Origin of the sequence: Rhizobium sp. PP-CC-3G-465 (assembly GCF_004343445.1) — a bacterium.
In the GTDB taxonomy this organism is placed as follows: Bacteria; Pseudomonadota; Alphaproteobacteria; order Rhizobiales; family Rhizobiaceae; genus Ferranicluibacter; species Ferranicluibacter rubi.
Genome location: NZ_SLYH01000001.1, coordinates 686,227 through 705,976 on the forward strand (window position 1 = coordinate 686,227; position 19,750 = coordinate 705,976).

Genomic DNA, 19,750 nt, shown 5'->3' on the forward strand with positions numbered 1-19,750 from the left:
GGGGGCAAGGTGATCGATCCCTATGCGATGCTGGGCGTGGAGCGCGACGCCGACGAGGCCGCGATCAAGACGGCCTATCGCCAGCTGGCGAAGACGGCGCATCCCGACCAGGGCGGCGATGTGGACGCCTTTGGCAAGCTGCAGGCGGCCTACGACCTGCTGCGCGATCCCGTGCGCCGCAAGATCTTCGACGATACCGGCTACGACCCGCAGCTCGCCGACCCGCGCGACCTGAAGGGGCTGCTGGTGATAGAAACGCTGGTCAACGAGGTCATCCTCGACGAGCGCGAACCCGGCAGCTTCGACCCCGTGGCCGCCATGCGCCGCCGCCTGTCCGACGATATCGTCAAGAGCCGGTTCCATATTCTCGAACTGGAGCGCCACCGCGCCCGCGTGCGCCAGCACATGGACCGGCTGGGACGCCGCCCCGAGGCGGATGTGCTGGGGTCGATGCTGCGGTCACGCTCGCAATCCATCGCCGATGCAATCCGCAGCGCGGAGGGGCAGATCGAGGTGATCGAGCAGGCCTATCTGATGCTGGAGGGATATCGGTATGAGCTGGAGGTGTTGCGGGCCGAGGAGCGGGATGAGGCGGCGGAGTGAGAGGGGGAGTAGGCAGTCGGCAGTAGGAAGTAGGAAGTAGGCAGTCGGCAGTCGGCAGTAGGAAGTAGGAAGTAGGAAGTAGGAAGTAGGAAGGAAGGCCCTCTCTGGCCTGCCGGCCATCTCCCCCACAAGGGGGGAGAAGACTTGGGGTTGGCCGCTCGATGCCGTTTTGTCTTCGTGCTTGATTTTGGTCCTGTTTCCTACTGCCTACTGCCTACTGCCTACTGCCTACTGCCTACTGCCTACTCACCCCTCGCCAAGCCGAAGTCGAGCGGCCGGCCCCGGGTCTTCTCCCCCCTTGTGGGGGAGATGGCCGGCAGGCCAGAGAGGGTTTTTCTTTTAAACCCCATCCGCAAACGCCTCATCCCCCCCATCCCCCCGAGCCGCCTCCTCCCGCCAGAAAGCCCGAAACTCCGCCATCAAGGGGTCTCCCCGGGGCAGGCGGCGGGCGGCGAGGGTGAGGGCGGCGCGAATCTGGTCGCCGGTGTAGTCGGTATCGATAGTGCCGCTCCAGGCCTTGAGCACGCCCGGCTCCAGAAGCTTCTCGATGTGCATCAGTAAGCCGAGGATCAGCAGGAATTCCCCGCGAAATCTGTTTTTCGCTTCCATGATGCAGCGGGGAAAGCAGGTTTCGGGCTGCCAGAAGGGAATGTCCGGGTCGGGCACTGTCGCGCCGGGCAGGCTGCAGCCGCGGTGACGGCGGCAGCGGGCGCGGTGGCAGAGGAAGGCCGGTGCGAGCAGCATATCTGCCACCGCGCAGGCGGGGTTCGGGGGTGAAGGCCGGATGGGCGGATTTGCCTCGGTCGGTCGGGCGCTGGCCGGTTGGGCACTGGGCGGCGCGATGCCGGGGGATGTCGGATCTCGTCTGGACATGCGGTCTCCTTCACGCAGGCGGTTTTGCCGCGTGGTCTGGCGCATCGATGCTGGACCGGCTGTCGGGCCGGAATTTCGGACGGGGCGCTGGAAGCTGCCGCGTTGATAAGGTAAATAATGACACCTTCCGGCGCCCCGTTCGGCGGTTTATGCCCGCAAGTGCCTCTCTGCCGGGATCCCGACCGCCCGGAGGGGCAGGACGGGACGGCGTTGCATGCCGCGAAGGCAAACCCGAACCCATTCGCATCCTCGCTTGCGCGAGGCGCTGCCGTTTCGGGGGGAGGCCGTGTTGCGGACCGTGATGCGGGAGGCGCACGTCGTTCCTCTCACCCCACAGCCGGCTCCGCCTCGCCGGCACGCCTGCCGGTGTATCCGAGAGCGGAACGGTGCCAGTATGGGGGCGGGCCCGGGCGGCGGGGAAAACGGCACGTGCTAATTTGGGTGGTGCGGCGCGTTTCGGCTTCGCCCGATCAGGCCGATGCGGAGGCGGAAACGGAAAAGAGGCAGGACCGTTTCCGGTCTGCCTCTTGTTTTCAAAGGGAATTTCGAACGGTCGGGATCAGCTGTAACCACCCTTTGCGCGCTGCTCGGCGGCTTCGCGCTGGGCGGTCTCCAGATCGTCTTCACCGTTCTTTTTCCCCGTCACTGCGATCTCCGGTTTCCCGCCGCGACCAGACCCTTCGCCGCCGGTGGAATGGGCGCGGGGGATCTGGGCGCTGTCGAAATAGGTGCGGAACGCGACGATCTTGCCATCCGCCGTCTCCAGCACGCTGACGCCGCCATATTCGAAGGCCTCGCCATCGATCGAACCGCGGCTGCGCCATTCGATAAAGGCAACGCCCTCCGCCTGCGTCACGGCGCGGAACTCGAAGGCGATATCATCGAAGGCATCGCGATAATGCGACCAGAACGTCTTCGCCGCATCCACCCCGCCATCGTCATAGGACACCAACGGATTGGACAGGCTGGCATCGTCTGCGAACAGGCTGGCGATGGTGTCGGTATCGCGGTCGGATTCAAGGCGGTGGAGGGCGGAGATGAAGGTGTCTGCGAGTGCGGGCATGGGGCGCTCCTGAGGTTTGGGCTCGGGAGAGAACGGGGGTGGGGGTGGGTTGTTCCGGGAGTCCCGTACTTAGAGTCGCAGTATCGCAACTACTTGATATCCGAGTTTTCCGTTCTTCTTAATTCCTCAGCGTTGCTGTTGGTAGAACTGTAAAGCGTAAGAAATTATAGAAATCTCTGTGGAGGAAGCGTAATTCTAACATCTCGCGCCAATGTAAGTGGAAGCGGAATACATACTGGACGGGGCCGAAAGATATTGAGCTATGGAATACTGCTGGCCATCCACCAACCTTTTTTGCGGATACAAGCAGGCCACCATGCGATGCTGAAGACCATGATCCAAATCGCTCGACAGCTTCCGCATGAACTAGATCAGGCCTTACCTGAAGCCAAACTCGATTTTTTCGAGAATTGCCGATAGCGTGATCTGCCAAGGTTTTCGGTATTGGACCGGAAGATTCGGCCAAGCGGCAACACAAAATTTTTGAAAAGTATCGAAAAAGCTTATCTGATGCTGCAGACCCTGCATAATATTCAGAATCATGGAATATTCCATTCGGCCATGTTCTGTATTCATTACGTAATATGCTTTCCTTTACTCTTAAATGGAAGTTATCAAAAGATTTATCAGGTCCCTGCGTTCTATCTGCGTTGCAGTCCTCGCAAATCTTTTCACGAAAGTGGAATAGCTTAGATTTAGTGCTTTGCGCGAGCTGGAACCTATTCTGTCCATCTAGGATATATAACTTCTCGTTGCCAAATTCATCAACGAGTACTGATCTTTTCAGTTTGTGTTCGCCGGTCAGGTTACCAGCGTTACCACATAGAAAACACAAGTTTTGGTTGAATTTTCGAAGAAGCATTCTTGATCACCCCACTTTAATGATGCGTACTCACCGCCCCGGCCGCCCGGTCTTCCCCTTCGTCCGTCCCTTCTGCCGCTTCACATCCCCCGCATCCTCATAGCTCCCGACACCCGCCTTCGCCCGGACCAGCGGGCGCGGGTCGTCTTTGGCTTGTTCCGGCAGGCCTTCGGTCAGCGGTGAGAAGCGTTTCGTGGCCTTTGCGGCGTCGGGTTTGACCGGCAGGGCGCCGGGGACGGGTTTTTCGGTGCGGCCGACGGTCATTTCGTCGAGGTCGTTGCGGCGGAAGAGGGGGCGTTCGGTGTCGGTGCCGGGGCCCATATTGTCGAGGGTGTTCTGGCGGAAGAGGGAGGGTACGGGTTGTGGCTGCCCCTCATCCGCCCTGCGGGCACCTTCTCCCCGCGCGCGGGGAGAAGGACTGGCGCCCGTGGCGCTGTCTGCGTCCTCGTCGGCGGTCGTATCTGCATTCCGCGCGGTTTTCGACTTGTTGGTCGCGACTTCCTGGGCCTTGGAGGCATCCCGGGCCTTGGCAGTCTTCTGGTCGGCCTTGCTGACGAAACCTTCCTGTGCCTTTGCCTCTTGCCGGGCCATCGGGTCGTCCATCGTTGCCAGTTCGGTGGCTTTGAGGCGTTTGATTTCGTCGCGGAGGCGGGCGGCGGTTTCGAAGTCGAGGTCGGTGGCGGCGTTGCGCATCTGTTTTTCGAGCGCTTCGAGATGGGCGGCGAGGTTGTTGCCGACCATGTGGCCGGCGGAGCCGAAGCCCTTGCCGGAGGCGCCGGCGATGTCGGCGCGGATGTGGTCGCGTTCGTAGACCGAGTCGAGGATGTCGGAGATCTTGGCCTTGACCGATTCCGGGGTGATGCCGTGGGCCTCGTTATAGGCCATCTGCTTTTCGCGGCGGCGGGAGGTTTCGTCCATGGCGCGCTGCATGGAGCCGGTGACCTTGTCGGCATAGAGCACGACCTTGCCATCGACGTTTCGCGCGGCGCGGCCGATGGTCTGGACGAGGGACGTTTCCGAGCGGAGAAAACCTTCCTTGTCGGCGTCGAGGATGGCGACGAAGGCGCATTCGGGGATGTCGAGGCCTTCGCGCAGCAGGTTGATACCGACCAGCACGTCGAAGGCGCCGAGGCGGAGATCGCGGATGATCTCGATGCGCTCCAGCGTGTCGATGTCGGAGTGCATGTAGCGGACGCGGATGTTCTGCTCGTGCAGATATTCGGTGAGGTCTTCCGCCATGCGCTTGGTCAGCACGGTGCAGAGCGTGCGGTAGCCCTTGGCGGCGGTCTCGCGGATTTCGCCCAGCACGTCGTCCACCTGGCTTTTGGCCGGGCGCACCTCGACGGGGGGATCGATGAGGCCCGTGGGGCGGATGACCTGCTCGGCGAAGACGCCGCCGGCCTGCTCCATCTCCCAGGCGGCCGGGGTGGCGGAGACGGCGACGGTGTCGGGACGCATGGCGTCCCATTCCTCGAAGCGCAGCGGGCGGTTGTCCATGCAGGAGGGCAGGCGGAAGCCGTATTCGGCCAGCGTCGCCTTTCGCCGAAAGTCGCCCCGGTACATGCCGCCGATCTGGCTGACGGAGACGTGGCTCTCGTCGATGAACAGCAGGGCGTTGTCGGGGATGTATTCGAACAGGGTCGGCGGCGGCTCGCCGGGGCGGCGGCCGGTGAGGTAGCGGGAATAGTTCTCGATGCCCGCGCAGGAGCCGGTGGCCTCCAGCATCTCGATGTCGTAGCGCGTGCGCTGCTCCAGTCGCTGGGCTTCCAGCAGGCGGCCGGCCTTTTCTAGCTCGGCGAGGCGGAGCTTCAGCTCCTCCTTGATCGATTTGATGGCGGCATTCAGCGTCGGGCGCGGGGTGACGTAGTGGCTGTTGGCGTAGATCTTGACCGATTTCAGGTCGCCGGTCTTGTTGCCGGTCAGCGGATCGAACTCGGTGATGGCGTCGATCTCGTCGCCGAACATGGAGATGCGCCAGGCGGCATCCTCCAGGTGGGCGGGGAACAGTTCGATCGTATCGCCGCGCACGCGAAAGCTGCCGCGCTGAAAGTCCATGTCGCGGCGCTTGTATTGCTGGGCGACGAGGTCGGCCAGCAGCTGGCGCTGGTCGAGGCGGTCGCCGACCGACATCTGGAAGGCCATGGCGGTGTAGGTTTCCACCGAGCCGATACCGTAGATGCAGGAGACCGAGGCGACGATGATGACGTCGTCGCGCTCCAGCAGCGAGCGCGTGGCGGAGTGGCGCATGCGGTCGATCTGCTCGTTGATCGAGCTTTCCTTCTCGATGAAGGTATCCGACCGCGGCACATAAGCTTCCGGCTGGTAGTAGTCGTAATAGGAGACGAAATACTCCACCGCATTGTTGGGAAAGAAGTTCTTGAACTCGGAATAGAGCTGGGCCGCCAGCGTCTTGTTGGGCGCGAGGATGACGGCGGGGCGCTGGGTGGCCTCGATCACCTTGGCCATGGTGAAGGTCTTGCCGGAGCCGGTGACGCCGAGGAGGACCTGGCTGCGCTCGCCGTTGTTGAGGCCTTCCACGAGGTCCTTGATGGCGGTCGGTTGGTCGCCGGCCGGCTGGTACTCGCTGACCATCTCGATATGGATGCCGCCTTCCGACTTGGACGGGCGGGCGGGACGGTGCGGCGTCCACATCTTGCCGTCCTTGAACAGCGGATTGCCGCTCTCGATCAGGCTCGCCAGCGCATCCACCGTGGCGGTGACGGCGCCGGGGGCGAGGGTGGCGGAGTCCTCCAGCGAGATATCCATGCCGGAGACCGCGGGCAGGCCTGCGGCGGCGCGGGACTTCGGATCGCTGGCGCCGCCCATGGAGGTGCCGCGCGCGGATTTCGAGGTTTTGAGGGCGGGCTCGACCGGCTTCGCCTTTGCCTTGGCAGCGGCAATCTCGACCTGCTTGCGGTGCTTGCCGGCTTTCGAGGCGACATCGCGACGGGTCTCGTGCGAGGTCGCCTCGGCTTCGGCTTCGAGCTGCTTCACCCAGTCGGCGACGGAACCGGATATGGGGGCGCCTTCGAACGGCGCCTGGGGCGCTTCTTCGAACCCGGATGTCTCACGCGGGGAAGCAGCTGTTTTCTTCGGGGATCTGGCCATGGCGGAAATATGGAGAGAGTCTCGGCGAAAGTGAAGGGGAGAAGAACACATCGGGTACGACGCCCGGGGGGCGATCATGTTTGTGACGGGTTCGTTGCGGACTCTCGGCCCGGCTCGTCTTCGGACATTTCGTGCAACTTTGCGACGCATCGCTCATACATTAGAAACCATTTGCACAGCATCTTCTCCTTCTGAATTAAAAAGATGGGGGACTGGACAATGAAGTATTTTCGAATTTCCGTGCGGCTCTATGCGCTGGTGGCGATGGCATTGCTGATCATGGCGGGTGCCCTGACGTTTTCGCTGTTCCAGGCGCATGACCGGCTGGTGACCGAGCGCAAGGCCCTGCTGGCGGCGATGGACCAGAGCGCCATCGGCATCTTCACCTATTACAACGGGCTGGAGACGGCCGGCAAAATGACTCAAGGCGCCGCGCAGGCCGCCGCGCTCGACGCGGTCCGCGCCATGCGCTTCCAGAACAGCGGCTATCTCTGGATCAACGACATGCAGCAGCGCGTCATCATGCATCCGATCAAACCGGAGATGGAAGGTACGGACCAGAGCGCCACCGCCGATCCCAACGGCAAGCACCTGTTCACGGAATTCGTCAAGGTGGTGAAGGCGCAGGGGCAGGGCACGGTCGATTATTACTGGGCGAAGCCCGGCGTCGACAAGCCGGTCCTGAAATATTCCTATGTCATCGGCTTCCAGCCCTGGGGATGGGTCGTCGGCACCGGGGTCTATGCGGACGATCTCGCGGCGATGTTCCGGCAGGGGCTGATCCAGCTTTCGGTGATCTCCGGCGTGGCCGCCCTGCTGATCCTCGGCGTGGCGCTCGCGGTCGTGCGCAGCGTGGTCGGCCCGGTGGAGCGGCTGAAGGCCTCGATGCTGGCGATTTCGCGCGAGGACGTCTCGTCGCCGGTGCCTGAGACGGATCGCGGCGACGAGATCGGCCAGATGGCGAGCGCGCTCGGCGTGCTGCGCGACAGCGTCTCCGAGCGGATCGCCCAGCGGGCGCGCGAGGCGACGCAGCAAGGCGAGATCGAGACCGAGCGTCGCGGTAACGAAGCGCGCACGGCACGTCAGACGCAGGAGCAGGCGGACGCCATGGCCACCATCGGCAATGCGCTGGAAGCGCTGGCGCGCGGCGACCTGACGGCGGAGATCGGCGCGATCTCGCCGGAATATGCCAAGCTGCGCGACGACTTCAACGATGCGGTGGCGGCGCTGGCCGGTGCCGTGCAGTCCATCGCGCGCTCCACCGACGTCGTGCACGAGAATGCCGGCGACATTTCCGAGGCGGCCGGCAACCTGTCGCGGCGCACGGAGCAGCAGGCGGCGGCGCTGGAGGAGACGGCGGCAGCGCTCGACCAGATCACATCGACGGTGCGCAACGCCTCCGAGCGGGCCGGCGAGGCGCGCAGCATGGTGGCGGAGACCAAATCGAGCGCGGCGAAATCCGGCGAGATCGTGCGCAGCGCCATCGCGGCCATGAGCCGGATCGAGGGCTCCTCGGAACGCATCAGCCAGATCATCGGCGTGATCGACGAGATCGCCTTCCAGACCAACCTGCTGGCGCTGAATGCCGGCGTCGAGGCGGCCCGGGCCGGCGAGGCGGGCCGCGGCTTTGCCGTCGTGGCACAGGAAGTCCGCGAGCTGGCCCAGCGCTCCGCGCAGGCGGCCAAGGAGATCAAGGAGCTGATCCGCAGCTCGACCGGCGAGGTGGAAACCGGCGTCGCCCTCGTCCGCTCGACGGGCGACGCGCTGATGGAGATCGAGACGCTGGTCAACCGCGTCAACGACCACGTCGCCTCCATCGCCACCGCCGCCCGCGAGCAGGCGACGGGCCTGCAGGAGGTGAACGTCGCCGTCAACAGCATGGACCAGATGACCCAGCAGAACGCGGCCATGGTCGAGGAAACCACGGCGGCCAGCCAGACGCTGGCGCAGGAAAGCCGGACGCTGAAGGATCTGCTGCAGACGTTCCGACTTGCCGGCGACGGGGAGCGATCGGTGCGGCGGGCTGCCTGAGGCGGGCGAGAGCTTTGTGGGAAGGGCGTTGCGGGAGCGGCGCCCTTTTTGCGTTGGGGGAGGTGGGGAGTGAGTCGTGAGTAGTAGGCAGTAGGCAGTAGGCAGTAGGCAGTAGGCAGTAGGAGATTGGTCCTCAGCCGTAAGCCGTGGGTGAGAGATGACCGGGTCGTCGATCGTGATGGGTCGGCAGGCGTGCTTTGTCTCCTGACGTCAGCGTTCGCCGGGGACGGGGGTGGGGTGGCCTTCGGCGTCGAGGGCGACCATGACGAAGGTGGCGTCGGTGACTTTTTCCATGCGGTCGGAGAGGTAGCGCTGGGCCCAGGCTTCGACCGTCAGCGTGATCGAGGTGCGGCCGACGGCGGCGATGTCGGTGTAGATGCAGAGGGTGTCGCCGATCTTGACCGGCAAAGCGAAGGCCATTTCGCGCACGGCCGCCGTGACGACGCGGCCGCGGGCGCGCTCGGCGGCGCGGATGCCGCAGGAAAGGTCCATCTGGGCCATGACCCAGCCGCCAAAAATATCGCCCGCAGCATTGGCATCGGCCGGCATGGCCAGGGTTCGCAAGGTCAGTTCACCACTCGGCGTCGCCATGACAGTCTCCGTCTGCTTCGGCGCCTGCGCGCCGGGGATGGGGGCCGTCCGGGGGCATGCCACGGACGGGTTTGCGTGGTCCCGTGCGTATCGCGGTTGCGGGCGTTCGTCATCCCCTGATGTTGGAATGTGGCGAGGGTTTTGGTGTGGGTGAGTTGGGGCTTTGCAGTGGGCTCTTGTGGCCGCGTCCGGGGATTCGCGCGCTGTCGTCGCGAGGTGGTGCGCGGGATGAGGATGCTTGGGACGCTCTGCGGGTGGGGTTTGCCCCTCACCCTAGCCCTCTCCCCGCTTGCGGGGCGAGGGGACGTGCCCTGCTTGGCGTTTTCAATTGCGGCAGTCCGGTGCCACGGGTCCCTTCGCCCCGCGTGCGGGGAGAAGGTCGCGGCAGCGGGATGAGGGGCGGTCTCTGCGCTATGTTTTTGGGATTAAAGAAGAAAGGCCCTCTCTGCCCTGCCGGGCATCTCCCCCACAAGGGGGGAGAGGACTCGGCGTGCGCTCTCAGCTTCAACCTTGAACGTTTTTTGAAGCGAGCGGCCGGCCACGAGTCTTCTCCCCCCTTGTGGGGGAGATGGCCGGCAGGCCAGAGAGGGTTTTTCTTTTTTCGACCGTGGCTCCGGCCTCAGGCCGTTCCGGATGACGGGTCGGGGATGGTGGGGAGGCCGAGGCGGAGGCGTTGGCCTCGGGCGTAGCTGAGGGCCCAGTCGTGCTGGACGAAGGATTGCCTGCGCTCGACGCCGTCCTCGATGATGACGACATTCCATTCGTCGCGGTCGGCGACGACGGTGACAGCCATACCTGCGAGGGCACCGGGGCCTGCGAGGGTATCGGGCGTTCTGTTTTCGATGGTCTGCTGCATAAGGTCCATGCCCGGCCCTCTTTTCCCGCATGAGCATTTCCGGTGAGCACAGGTCACCCGAAATGCGTCTCCTCTCCGTCCTCCGCATTCCCCGACGCGATACCGCTCCGGCTGGAATGCTCCCGATGTCTTCGCATGACGGCCCGTGTTTCGTTGCCAGGCCGTGCTGCGATCACCGTTTCATGCTGTCTCGTCCCGAGCCCCCTCGGGATGCGGACGTAAGACGCCCGCACCGGCGATGCGCGAAGGCTTGGCCGGTGCGTTGACGATAGCGGGTTTGCGCGCCGGAGTAAACGGCGACGGTTGGTCCGAAACCGCTCTATAGCATTCCTCCATCAGGGTTCTCACCTGACGGAGGAATGCTATAGAGTCAAAATGTAGAGCGACCTTCGCGCGTTCGATCGAGCGCGCGGCGCTCTATCGTAACCTTTCATTTACCATGATTGTCTAAAGTCGAGCGATTGGCTCCCGCCCGCGCCGCGTGCCCGGAAATGACCGAAGAGGGGCGGCAGTCTTCTCCGGCGTGCGACCCTTCTCTGGTCCTGCCCGGCAAATCCGGTCCTGTCGGAGGGCCGGGGTCTTCTCCGGGAAACCGGTTCCGTTCGAAAGGCGATATCCGGCATGGCGAACCATTCACAGGCTTCCAGACGCGTTCCGCGCCGACCGTTGGTTTCCGTCGGGCTGATGCTGGCGCTGGCGGCGTGCTCCACGGATGTGCTGGAGCCGCCGGAGCGGATGAACGGCGTGCGGCCCGTGACGGCAGCGCGGCAGGAGCGGGTGGCGACCTATCCCGTGCGCGAGGCTTCTTCGCCAATCCCCGCGAATGGTGTCGATATCGACAGCATGGTGACCGCCGCGCCCGTGGTCGGGCTCGCGGAGGAGCAGAGCCGCGATATTCATGCGGGGCAGAGTGTTCCTGCCAGTTTGGGGCCGAGTTCGGGACCGGTGCTGGTGGACGGGATCGGGACGAGCAGCGTGCATGTGCTTTCGGTGCCCGCACGCACGACGGCTGCGGTCACGCCGGCGATGCCGGGCGACACTCTATCGGCTGCGCCGGGCGGGGTCGATCCGGACCTGCCGCCGCTGACGCCCGAGCGGATGGAGATGGAAGCGCGGCGCAAGGCGCAGTTTCTGGAGCAGGAACAGCGGGTGATGATCGAGCGGCGGGACAAGGCACGGGAGCAGCAGGTGGCCTTTCTGCCACGGGCAGGCAATCCCGTCGATGCAGTTTCCGAACCGGATTTCAGCGGGCAGATGCCGGCCTCCGAGATTGCCTGTCGCAAGCGGCTGACGAAGCTGGGCGTGACCTTTACCGACGTGCCGCGCATCTCCAACGGACCGTCCTGCGGCATCGACTATCCGATCCAGCTTTCCGGCCTCTCGGGCGATATCAACGTCAAGCCGGCGGTGAAGCTGAACTGCGAGGTGACGGAAGCCTTTGCGCTGTGGGTGAAGAACGAACTCGCGCCGTCGGCCCGCTACCGCTATCTCAGCGGCATCGGCACCATCAAGCCGCTCGGCGGCTATTCCTGCCGAACGATGAACTCGCGCCGCGGCGCGGCCATGTCCGAACACGCGCATGGCAATGCCATCGACGTCGGCAAGTTCGTGCTGAAGAACGGCAAAGAGATCGACGTGCGCAAGCCGGGCTTCTTCGCCTTTCGGGAAAAGGGTCTGCTGAAGGCGGTGCGGCAGGATAGCTGCAAATATTTCAACACGGTGCTGGGGCCGGGCAGCGATCCGTTCCACAAGGACCATTTCCACTTCGACCTGCGGTCACGGAAATCCGGCTATCGGCATTGTAGTTGACGAAACCAGTGGGTGGCGGAAAAAGAAGGCCGGTTCCCGTTTTCAGACGGGCGCCGGCCTCAAGAAACCGGGCGGAGGGGACTGCCAGCCGATCGGTGCAAACCACAGAAGCGGGCAATGAAGCAGCGCCGTGTGCCAAGCGACCGTGATTGATTCTGGCGAAGGATTGATGACAGGGGAAAAGATCGGTTCGAGGTCGCCGGATGACTTTTGGCGGGGGAATGCCATATAAGGCATCCCGTCCCCAACAGTCCGGATCACCCCCATGGCGCCCATCGTCTCCGTTTCCAATCTCGTCAAGACCTACGGGTCCGGGTTCCAGGCGCTCAAAGGGGTTAGCCTCGATATCGAGGAGGGGGAAATCCTGGCGCTGCTCGGGCCGAACGGTGCGGGCAAGACCACGCTGATCTCCATCATCTGCGGCATCGTCAATCCGAGTTCCGGCACCGTGCTGGTGAACGGCCATGACGTGGTGAAGGATTTTCGGGCGACGCGGGCGATCATCGGGCTGGTGCCGCAGGAGTTGACGACCGACCAGTTCGAGACGGTGTGGAACACGGTGTCGTTCTCACGCGGGCTGCACGGGAAGAAGGCGAACCCCGCGCATATCGAGAAGGTGCTGCGCGATCTGTCGCTGTGGGACAAGAAGGACAACATGCTGCGCGAGCTTTCCGGTGGCATGAAGCGGCGGGTGCTGATCGCCAAGGCGCTCTCCCACGAGCCGCGCATCCTGTTTCTCGACGAGCCCACCGCGGGCGTGGATGTGAATCTTCGCAAGGACATGTGGAAGGTGGTTCAGACGCTGCGCGAAGGCGGCGTGACGATCATCCTGACGACACACTACATCGAGGAGGCCGAGGAGATCGCCGACCGGGTGGGCGTGATCAATGGCGGCGAGATCCTGCTGATCGAGGAGAAGAGCGCGCTGATGAAGACGCTCGGCCGTAAGCAGCTGCGCATCGAGCTTGCCGAACCGGTGACGGCGCTGCCTCAGGGGCTGGAGCCCTATCATTTGAAGCTCGAGGATGACGGCGGGCGGCTGATCTACGACTACGACGCATCGGGCGGGCGCACGGGGATTACGACGCTGCTGGCCGCCATTGCGGAAGCGGGATTGCGGATCAAGGACATCTCGACGCGGCAGAGCACGCTCGAGGATATTTTCGTGGAACTGGTGGAGAAGCGGGCATGAATTTCGAAGCGGTCAAGGCGATCTACCTGTTCGAAATGGCGCGCACGCGGCGCACGCTGCTGCAGAGCGTGGTGTCTCCCGTCATCTCCACCTCGCTCTATTTCATCGTCTTCGGCGCGGCGGTGGGCTCGCGCATCCAGGAGATCGACGGCGTCTCCTACGGCGCGTTCATCACGCCCGGGCTGATCATGCTGACGCTGCTGACGCAGTGCATCGGCAACGGCTCGTTCGGCATCTACTTCCCGAAATTCACCGGCACGATCTACGAGATCCTGTCGTCGCCGATCTCCATGACCGAGATCGTGCTCGGCTATGTCGGGGCGGCGGCGACCAAGGGGATGCTGGTGGGGCTGATCATCCTCGCCACGGCCTCGCTGTTCGTGGACCTCTCGATCGCCCACCCTTTCGTCATGCTGGTGTTCTTCGTGCTGACGGCGGTGACCTTCTCGCTGTTCGGCTTCCTCATCGGCATCTGGGCCAAGGATTTCGAGCAGCTGAACCTCATCCCCATGCTGGTCATCCCGCCGCTCGTCTTCCTTGGCGGCAGCTTCTATTCGGTCTCGATGCTGCCACCTTTCTGGCAGGCGGTCAGCCACGCCAACCCGGTGCTCTACCTCATTTCGGGATTCCGCTGGTCGTTCTTCGAGATCTCGGAGGTAAGCCCGCTGGTCAGCTTCGGCATCATCATCGGGTTTCTGGCGGTGCTGATGGGGCTGCTGGTGTGGATTTTCCGGACGGGGTATTGGTTGAGGAATTAGTGAATGGTGAGCCGTGAGCCGTGAGTAGAAATTGGTTTTTTTAGCGAATAGTTGGTCCGTTATCGATGGGCGATTTTGTTTTTCGCTTTGACTCGTCGCTGTTCGCCGCCAGACAATATTCGCTATTCGCTATTCGCTATTCGCTATTCGCTAAAAACGGCTCACTCAATCCCTCAGCCGCAACTCATCCGTCTTCATCTGCATCATGTCGAGCGTGGAGAGGAAGCTCATGCCCAGCAGGCTCTGGTCGAGCTTGCCGTCTTCGGCGACGGTGGCGCGGACGTCGTTGCGGATAATGGGGCCGATGGCGACTTGCGACAGGGTGACGGGGGCGCCGCGAGCTTCGCCGTTGGCGGTCATCAGGCGTTGGGTGTAGGCGAGGCTGGCGGGGTCGAGGCCGAGGTTCTTCGCGTCGGCATAGGAGAGGGCTATGGTGCTGGCGCCGGTATCGACCAGCATCTGGACACTCGCGCCGTTGACGGCGACGTTCGCCTCGAAATGGCCGTTCATGACCTTGTGCAGCACGACTTCCTGATAGCCTTCATTGTCGGTGAAGACGGCGGCGCGGCCGGGCATGAGGCCGCCGGAGAGGCGGGCCCAGTAGGATTCGAGCTCGCCGCGATAGAGATAGGCGGTGACCACGGCGAGGAAGATCAGCACCCACAACGCGAACTGCCGGACGCTGTCGCTTAAGGTGCGGCTGCGCCAGATGCCGGCGGCAAAGACGGTGAGGAGGGCCGTCATGCCGATCAGGCTCGCAAAGCTGTCATTGCCGAGACCCAGCGTGCGACCGCTTTCGTGATTGAAAAGCAGAAGGACGAGCCCGAGGCCGAGAATGCCGAGCGCGACGGTCAGCCTGTTCATCGTTTCGTGCGCTCCCGGGCCATGCGGTCGATGCGGACGCTCCGCGTTTCCAGACGGGAACCGGCATCGAGCGCGCTCATGCGCGTGTGCAGGCCGGTCATGATGTGGCGGCGCTCGCGGTCGCTGAAAAGCGTCCATGTCGCGATCTCGTCGCCCGTTCGCCCGCAGCCGCGACAGTAGCCGGTGGCGGCATCGATGGAGCAGACGGAGGTGCAGGGTGATTCCATGAAAGGTCCGGGCTGGGGGTAATGTGTCGTTATATCGGCGCCTCAGGCGAAGATCGCAAGGGTGACGAGGAGGGCTGTTTCCGTCAGCTGTTGTGTGGCTCCGATTGTGTCGCCCGTATGGCCCGAAATCCTCTCCCGCACATATCGTGTCCAGAGCGGAACCGCGGCTGCGAAGGCGGCAAAGGCGATGAGGGCGGCGAGGAGCGGGGCGCCGGCCACCAGCAGGAGAAGACCGGCGAGCACGGTGCCGGTGGCGAGCGCCGTGGTGACGGCGGCGGGCTGCGGCTGGCCGGCACCGGCGGCCACGCCGGTTTCGCGCGCCGGCGGCAGCTGCGACCAGTGCCAGACCATGCCCGCCCGGCTGAGCGCGGCGATGGCCATGAGCGCCAGCGCGCAGCCGGCGCTTGAGAGATGATCCGCGAGATCGGCGATGGCCACGGCCCGGAGCGCCAGCGTAAGCACCAGCGCGATGACGCCATAGGCACCGACGCGGCTGTCCTTCATGATCTCAAGGGCATGGCCGCGCGTGCGCCCGCCGCCGAGCCCGTCTGCCGCATCCGCAAGGCCATCCTCGTGCAGCGCGCCGGTGACGAGGGTCTGCACCGTCAGGGCGAGGAGGGCGGCGAGCAGCGGATCGGCATCGAAGGCGAGGGACAGGGCGAAGACGAGGCTTGCCGGAAGGGTGATGAGGAGGCCGGCCACGGGGAAGGCACGCACCGTGCGGCCCATGCGGCCGTCGTCGCCTTCGAAGAAGCGGGCGGGCACGCGCAGGCGGCTGAGGAAGGCGACGGCGCGCATCGTATCGGTGAGGAAGGCGGTGGCAGGGTTCGTCACGCGTTTTGCTCCTGCGGGTGTCGTGTCTGGCGGCGAAGGTCCGGCATAAGCCGTTGCCGGAGATCGTCATGCGCTTTAAGAGACTGTTTGAAAACCCGGACGGGTCGATCCGGCGGTGCTTTTCGTGCCCCGGTGCGTCGAGACTCTTGCCGATATCTCAGGATATCGGCTGCGATCCTCTTCTGCCGGAGCGCAAAAATCCCTCGCCGGCTCTCAGCCGCCGGGTTTCCAAGCAGCCTCTAAGAGGGCGCGAGACAAGATGACGTGCCGACGCTTCGCCTGACGATCAGCCGGGCAGCGCGAGCGGCCAGTGACCGGCTGACAAGCAGCCGGAGGAAAGGGATAGCCAGATGAGTGCCAGCGGTCTTCCGTTCGACGATTTTCGCGCGCTTCTGCGCCAGCTGCCGGGCCCTGATTCCGGCGCACTGGCGGCAGCCCGTGCGCGCGATGCGCAGCTGACGAAGCCGGCGGGCGCGCTCGGCCGGCTGGAGGAAATCGCCTTTTGGCTGGCGGCGTGGCAGGGTCGTGCGCCGGCCGTGACGCGGCCGCTGGTCGCGATCTTCGCCGGCAATCACGGCGTCGCCGCACAGGGCATCACACCCTTTCCGCCGTCGGTGACGGCGCAGATGGTGGAGAACTTCGCGGCCGGCGGGGCCGCCATCAACCAGATCTGCGTGACCAACGATCTCGGGCTGAAGGTGTTCGACCTCGCGCTCGACTATCCCACCGGCGACATCACGCAGGAAGCGGCGCTGACGGAGCGCGACTGCGCGGCGACCATGGCTTTTGGCATGGAAGCGGTTGCGGGCGGCACGGACCTGCTCTGCATCGGCGAAATGGGCATCGGCAATACGACGATCGCCGCCGCCATCAACCTCGCGCTCTATGGCGGTTCGGCCCGCGACTGGGTGGGCCCGGGCACGGGCTCGCACGGGGAGCTGCTGGAGCGCAAGATCGCCGCCGTTGAGGCCGCGGTGACGCTGCATGGCGACCATCTCTCCGACCCGCTGGAGGTGCTGCGGCGCCTCGGCGGGCGCGAAGTGGCGGCGATGGCCGGTGCGATTCTCGCCGCCCGCATGCAGAAGATCCCCGTGATCATCGACGGCTATGTCGCAACCGCTGCCGGCGCCATCCTCAAGGCCATCAATCCGGCCGCCCTCGACCACTGCCTAATCGGCCACGTCTCCGGCGAACCCGGCCACATGGCCGCCATCGAGCAGCTGGGCAAGACCCCGCTGCTGGCGCTCGGCATGCGGCTCGGCGAGGGGACCGGGGCGGCGCTTGCGGCCGGCATCGTGAAGGCGGCGGCTGCGTGTCATTCGGGTATGGCGACGTTCGAGCAGGCGGGGGTGAGTGGGCGGACGGAGTGAAGGGTTGGTTTCACAGGGGTGATGCTTTCGTCGGACTGTGGCTGAACGTCTCGCTTGTGGCTGCCCCTCACCCTAGCCCTCTCACCGCATGCGGGGAGAGGGGACGTGGCCTGCTCGGTGTTTTCATATGAGGCGGAAGCGGCGCCCTGAGGTTCCTTCGCCCCGCGTGCGGGGAGAAGGTGGCGGCAGCCGGATGAGGGGCTGTTTTCGGGTGCGGTTTTGAAGGAAGGCCCTCTCTGGCTTGCCAGCCATCTCCCCCACAAGGGGGGAGAAGACTCGTGGGGCTCGCTCGCTTCCTCCTACGCCTCGTAATCTGGGCGAGCGGCCAGCCCCGAGTCTTCTCCCCCCTTGTGGGGGAGATGGCCGGCAGGCCAGAGAGGTTTTTTCTTTCCTGAACCTCAGGCTGACTGGATCATGGCGTCATGCTTCGAGGATCTCGGGAGCGATGTTTGGGGCTGTCACGCATAACCAAAGTCTCTGATTTCCCGCGAGCGGTCAGCTATGGACGTAAGCCGCATAGATTTCGGCAAGTCGCTCGACGGAAATCCCGGTTCGCTGCTCCACTGCCAAGGGATGTTCCGTGGGTTCCAGCTCGATAGAGGGCCGTTGTCCCCTGGCGCGAAGATGAACTTTTGTCTTGAGATCCGCGGTGTCTGGATAGACCTTGAACCCGGCAGATAACCAACCGAAATACGGGCCGTAACCCTCTCGTTCCGAAACGTTTAGAAGCGCAACGAACTCCAGAAAATTCTTTTGACTGAGAGAGACCCAGACGCCCCAGGCGAAGGGTTCATCCGCGTCGTGAACCGGTATCTCGATGTTGCCTTGAACGAAAAAGGCCGTTTCGTCGATGATGCACGTGTCTCCTGTCAGCGCGCAGCGCACCGGCCGCTCGGCGGTGGGGATATGATAGAGATGGAGAGGCGCGTCGCTGCCGAAGCCAGGCATGCCCTCGTGCCAGTTTTCACAAACCTTACATTGGAATCGAAACATCCTTGGTCCCTCGGCGATGACGCGCATCGACAGTTATGGCTTCGGCGTACGGGCGGGCCTTCCGGATCGGTGCTTAAGATTCGCCGTGGGGCTCGGGGCCTTTCTGATCCACTTACCGCGTCCCGTCCAGCGCGCGCTCGATGGCCTTGGCGTCCTGCCAGAGGGCTTCCATGCGGTCCAGTGTGGCGGCTTCCAGGCTTTCGCCTGATGCTTGAAGTTCCGTCTCGATGTGGCGGAAGCGGCGGCGGAATTTGGTGTTGGTGCCGCGCAGCGCCATTTCGGGGTCGGTGCCGGTGTGGCGGCCGATGTTGACCACCGCGAAGACGAGATCGCCGAGTTCGTCGGTGACTTTGGCGGCGTCGCCGCTGCGGAGCGCCTCGCGCAGTTCTGCGATTTCCTCCTCGATCTTGTCGAGGATGGGCTCGGGTTCCGACCAGTCGAAGCCGACTTTGGCGGCACGTTGCTGGAGCTTCAGGGCCTCGCTCAGGGCCGGCTGGTGGCGCTGGACGCCGTCGAGGAAGCCGGCCGCGTCGTCGGTGAGACCCCGGCGGAGGCGGCGGGTGCGGCGTTCGGCCTTTTCGATCTGCTTGATCGCATCCCACTGGAGCTTCACGGCGTCGGGCGTGTCGGCGTCCGAGCGGGCGAAGACGTGGGGGTGACGGCGGATCATCTTGGTCGTGACGGCCTCGACCACATTGCCGAAGTCGAAGGCGCCTGCCTCTTCTGCCATCCTTGCGTGGAAGACCACTTGCAGCAGGAGGTCGCCCAGTTCCTCGCAGAGGTCGTCCATGTCGTGCCGTTCGATCGCGTCGGCGACCTCGTAGGCCTCCTCGATCGTGTAGGGCTTGATGGTCTCGAAGGTCTGGACGATGTCCCAGGGGCAGCCGGTGTCCGGCGCGCGCAGGGCGGACATGATGTCGAGGAGTTTTTGGATGTCGCGGGAGGGCTGCATCGGTTCGGTCATGGGGAGGGCTTCTGCATGATCGGGTGAAGGGGCGTCAGGCAAGCGGGATGGCGTTTTGCGCCTTGCCGGACTGGTAGGCGTCGGACAATTCCTGATAGCGGCGGCGGATACGGGCGTCCTGGGCTTTCAGGCCGGCGCGGTCGGGTTCGTCGCTGGTGGCGATGAGATCTGCGATGGCGGCGGAGCGCCAGAAGGCGTTCTGGCGGGCATAGCCGCCGGGTTCCAGCCGGAAGACTTCCTTGAGAATGACGAGGTCGTGGGGGATGGCGAAGCTGTCGCGGCTGTCCTCGTGGCTGAAGAAATAATAGAAATTATCGAAGCCTGCCCAGGTGATGGCCGAGAGGCACATGGAGCAGGGCTCGTGGGTGGACAGGAAGATCAGGTCCTTCGTGTCATGGCCCGGTTGACGCTCGTAGAATCGCTTCAGCGTGTGGACTTCACCGTGCCAGAGCGGATTTTCCGTCTCGTTGTTGGTTTCGGCGACAACGAGGGACAGATCGGACTTGCGCAGGATGGCGGCGCCGAAAACCTTGTTGCCGGCGGCCACGCCTTTTTGCGTCAGCGGCAGGATGTCGCTTTCGATGACGGAGAGGAGGCGGGCGGCAAGCGGATCGGTGGACATCGGGTACGGTTCCCTGTGGTCGGTGCGCCACTGTAACGACGAAGGCCGGGCGGGTGCAATGCACCGCAGGGCGGCGGCGGGACACATTTGCTCCGATACTTCCTCGCCTGAGGAAAAGAATACGCCGCGT

17 protein-coding genes are annotated in these 19,750 nt (G+C 64.1%); 6 read left to right on the plus strand and 11 right to left on the minus strand.

From position 1 onward, the window contains the following. Nucleotides 1-27 precede the first annotated feature (27 nt). The gene (locus C8J33_RS03120; RefSeq protein ID WP_132664430.1) at nt 28-603 is read left to right on the plus strand and encodes a J domain-containing protein; all 576 of its coding nucleotides are present in this window, start codon (nt 28-30) and stop codon (nt 601-603) included. 339 nt (nt 604-942) lie between these two features. Here C8J33_RS03120 and C8J33_RS26900 read toward each other — a convergent pair whose 3' ends face one another. The 3 genes from C8J33_RS26900 to uvrB form a co-directional block, all read right to left on the minus strand. Continuing rightward, entirely contained in the window at nt 943-1,476 is a 534-nt protein-coding gene (locus C8J33_RS26900) for a hypothetical protein (RefSeq protein WP_165929718.1), read from the minus strand. Between the two features lie 559 nt (nt 1,477-2,035). Then, nucleotides 2,036-2,539 carry a nuclear transport factor 2 family protein gene (locus tag C8J33_RS03130; protein ID WP_132663112.1) on the minus strand — a complete coding sequence of 168 codons (504 nt, stop codon included), beginning with the start codon at nt 2,537-2,539 and terminating at the stop codon, nt 2,036-2,038. Nucleotides 2,540-3,431: 892 nt separating this feature from the next. After that, nucleotides 3,432-6,509 (minus strand): excinuclease ABC subunit UvrB, encoded by a 3,078-nt coding sequence (gene uvrB / locus C8J33_RS03135; RefSeq protein ID WP_132663113.1) that lies wholly within the window; start codon nt 6,507-6,509, stop codon nt 3,432-3,434. Between the two features lie 219 nt (nt 6,510-6,728). Here uvrB and C8J33_RS03140 point away from each other — a divergent pair, with 219 nt between their 5' ends. Continuing rightward, nucleotides 6,729-8,540, plus strand: coding sequence for a methyl-accepting chemotaxis protein (locus C8J33_RS03140; protein WP_132663114.1), 1,812 nt, complete (start codon nt 6,729-6,731; stop codon nt 8,538-8,540). A gap of 210 nt (nt 8,541-8,750) precedes the next feature. On the opposite strand, the gene C8J33_RS03145 is transcribed toward C8J33_RS03140, so the two are convergent. Beyond that, complete coding sequence (locus tag C8J33_RS03145) at nt 8,751-9,131, minus strand: acyl-CoA thioesterase (RefSeq protein ID WP_092934107.1); 381 nt, start codon at nt 9,129-9,131, stop codon at nt 8,751-8,753. 619 nt (nt 9,132-9,750) lie between these two features. Beyond that, nucleotides 9,751-9,996, minus strand: a complete 246-nt coding sequence (locus tag C8J33_RS03155) for a hypothetical protein (protein WP_132663115.1) — start codon at nt 9,994-9,996, stop codon at nt 9,751-9,753. 612 nt (nt 9,997-10,608) lie between these two features. On the opposite strand from C8J33_RS03155, the gene C8J33_RS03160 reads away from it, so the two are divergent. The 3 genes from C8J33_RS03160 (at nt 10,609) to C8J33_RS03170 (ending at nt 13,746) form a co-directional block, all read left to right on the plus strand. Beyond that, nucleotides 10,609-11,796, plus strand: a complete 1,188-nt coding sequence (locus C8J33_RS03160) for an extensin family protein (RefSeq protein WP_132663116.1) — start codon at nt 10,609-10,611, stop codon at nt 11,794-11,796. 265 nt (nt 11,797-12,061) lie between these two features. Continuing rightward, nucleotides 12,062-12,988 carry an ABC transporter ATP-binding protein gene (locus C8J33_RS03165; RefSeq protein WP_132663117.1) on the plus strand — a complete coding sequence of 309 codons (927 nt, stop codon included), beginning with the start codon at nt 12,062-12,064 and terminating at the stop codon, nt 12,986-12,988. Beyond that, a complete protein-coding gene (locus C8J33_RS03170; RefSeq protein WP_132663118.1) occupies nt 12,985-13,746 on the plus strand; it encodes an ABC transporter permease in 762 nt (253 codons plus the stop codon). The genes C8J33_RS03165 and C8J33_RS03170 overlap by 4 nt, the downstream gene beginning before the upstream one ends. 165 nt (nt 13,747-13,911) lie before the next feature. Here the strand turns inward: C8J33_RS03170 and C8J33_RS03175 are convergent, their stop codons facing one another. The 3 genes from C8J33_RS03175 to C8J33_RS03185 are packed head-to-tail and all read right to left on the minus strand — an operon-like array spanning nt 13,912 to nt 15,671. Then, nucleotides 13,912-14,610 carry a retropepsin-like aspartic protease family protein gene (locus C8J33_RS03175; RefSeq protein WP_132663119.1) on the minus strand — a complete coding sequence of 233 codons (699 nt, stop codon included), beginning with the start codon at nt 14,608-14,610 and terminating at the stop codon, nt 13,912-13,914. Next, nucleotides 14,607-14,837 carry a DUF1289 domain-containing protein gene (locus tag C8J33_RS03180; protein WP_110728030.1) on the minus strand — a complete coding sequence of 77 codons (231 nt, stop codon included), beginning with the start codon at nt 14,835-14,837 and terminating at the stop codon, nt 14,607-14,609. The genes C8J33_RS03175 and C8J33_RS03180 overlap by 4 nt, the downstream gene beginning before the upstream one ends. A 42-nt stretch (nt 14,838-14,879) precedes the next feature. Continuing rightward, complete coding sequence (locus C8J33_RS03185; RefSeq protein WP_281024591.1) at nt 14,880-15,671, minus strand: adenosylcobinamide-GDP ribazoletransferase; 792 nt, start codon at nt 15,669-15,671, stop codon at nt 14,880-14,882. Between the two features lie 350 nt (nt 15,672-16,021). Between C8J33_RS03185 and cobT the strand changes: the two genes are divergently transcribed. Next, nucleotides 16,022-17,041 carry a nicotinate-nucleotide--dimethylbenzimidazole phosphoribosyltransferase gene (gene cobT, locus C8J33_RS03190; protein WP_110799052.1) on the plus strand — a complete coding sequence of 340 codons (1,020 nt, stop codon included), beginning with the start codon at nt 16,022-16,024 and terminating at the stop codon, nt 17,039-17,041. Between the two features lie 495 nt (nt 17,042-17,536). On the opposite strand, the gene C8J33_RS03195 is transcribed toward cobT, so the two are convergent. From C8J33_RS03195 to C8J33_RS03205, 3 genes are all read right to left on the minus strand, one after another. Continuing rightward, the gene (locus C8J33_RS03195) at nt 17,537-18,061 is read right to left on the minus strand and encodes a DUF2199 domain-containing protein (protein WP_207904004.1); all 525 of its coding nucleotides are present in this window, start codon (nt 18,059-18,061) and stop codon (nt 17,537-17,539) included. A gap of 85 nt (nt 18,062-18,146) precedes the next feature. Beyond that, nucleotides 18,147-18,986, minus strand: coding sequence for a nucleoside triphosphate pyrophosphohydrolase (gene mazG / locus C8J33_RS03200; protein WP_132664433.1), 840 nt, complete (start codon nt 18,984-18,986; stop codon nt 18,147-18,149). 46 nt (nt 18,987-19,032) lie between these two features. Beyond that, nucleotides 19,033-19,620 carry a nucleoside deaminase gene (locus tag C8J33_RS03205; RefSeq protein WP_132663120.1) on the minus strand — a complete coding sequence of 196 codons (588 nt, stop codon included), beginning with the start codon at nt 19,618-19,620 and terminating at the stop codon, nt 19,033-19,035. Between the last annotated feature and the right edge of the window lie 130 nt (nt 19,621-19,750).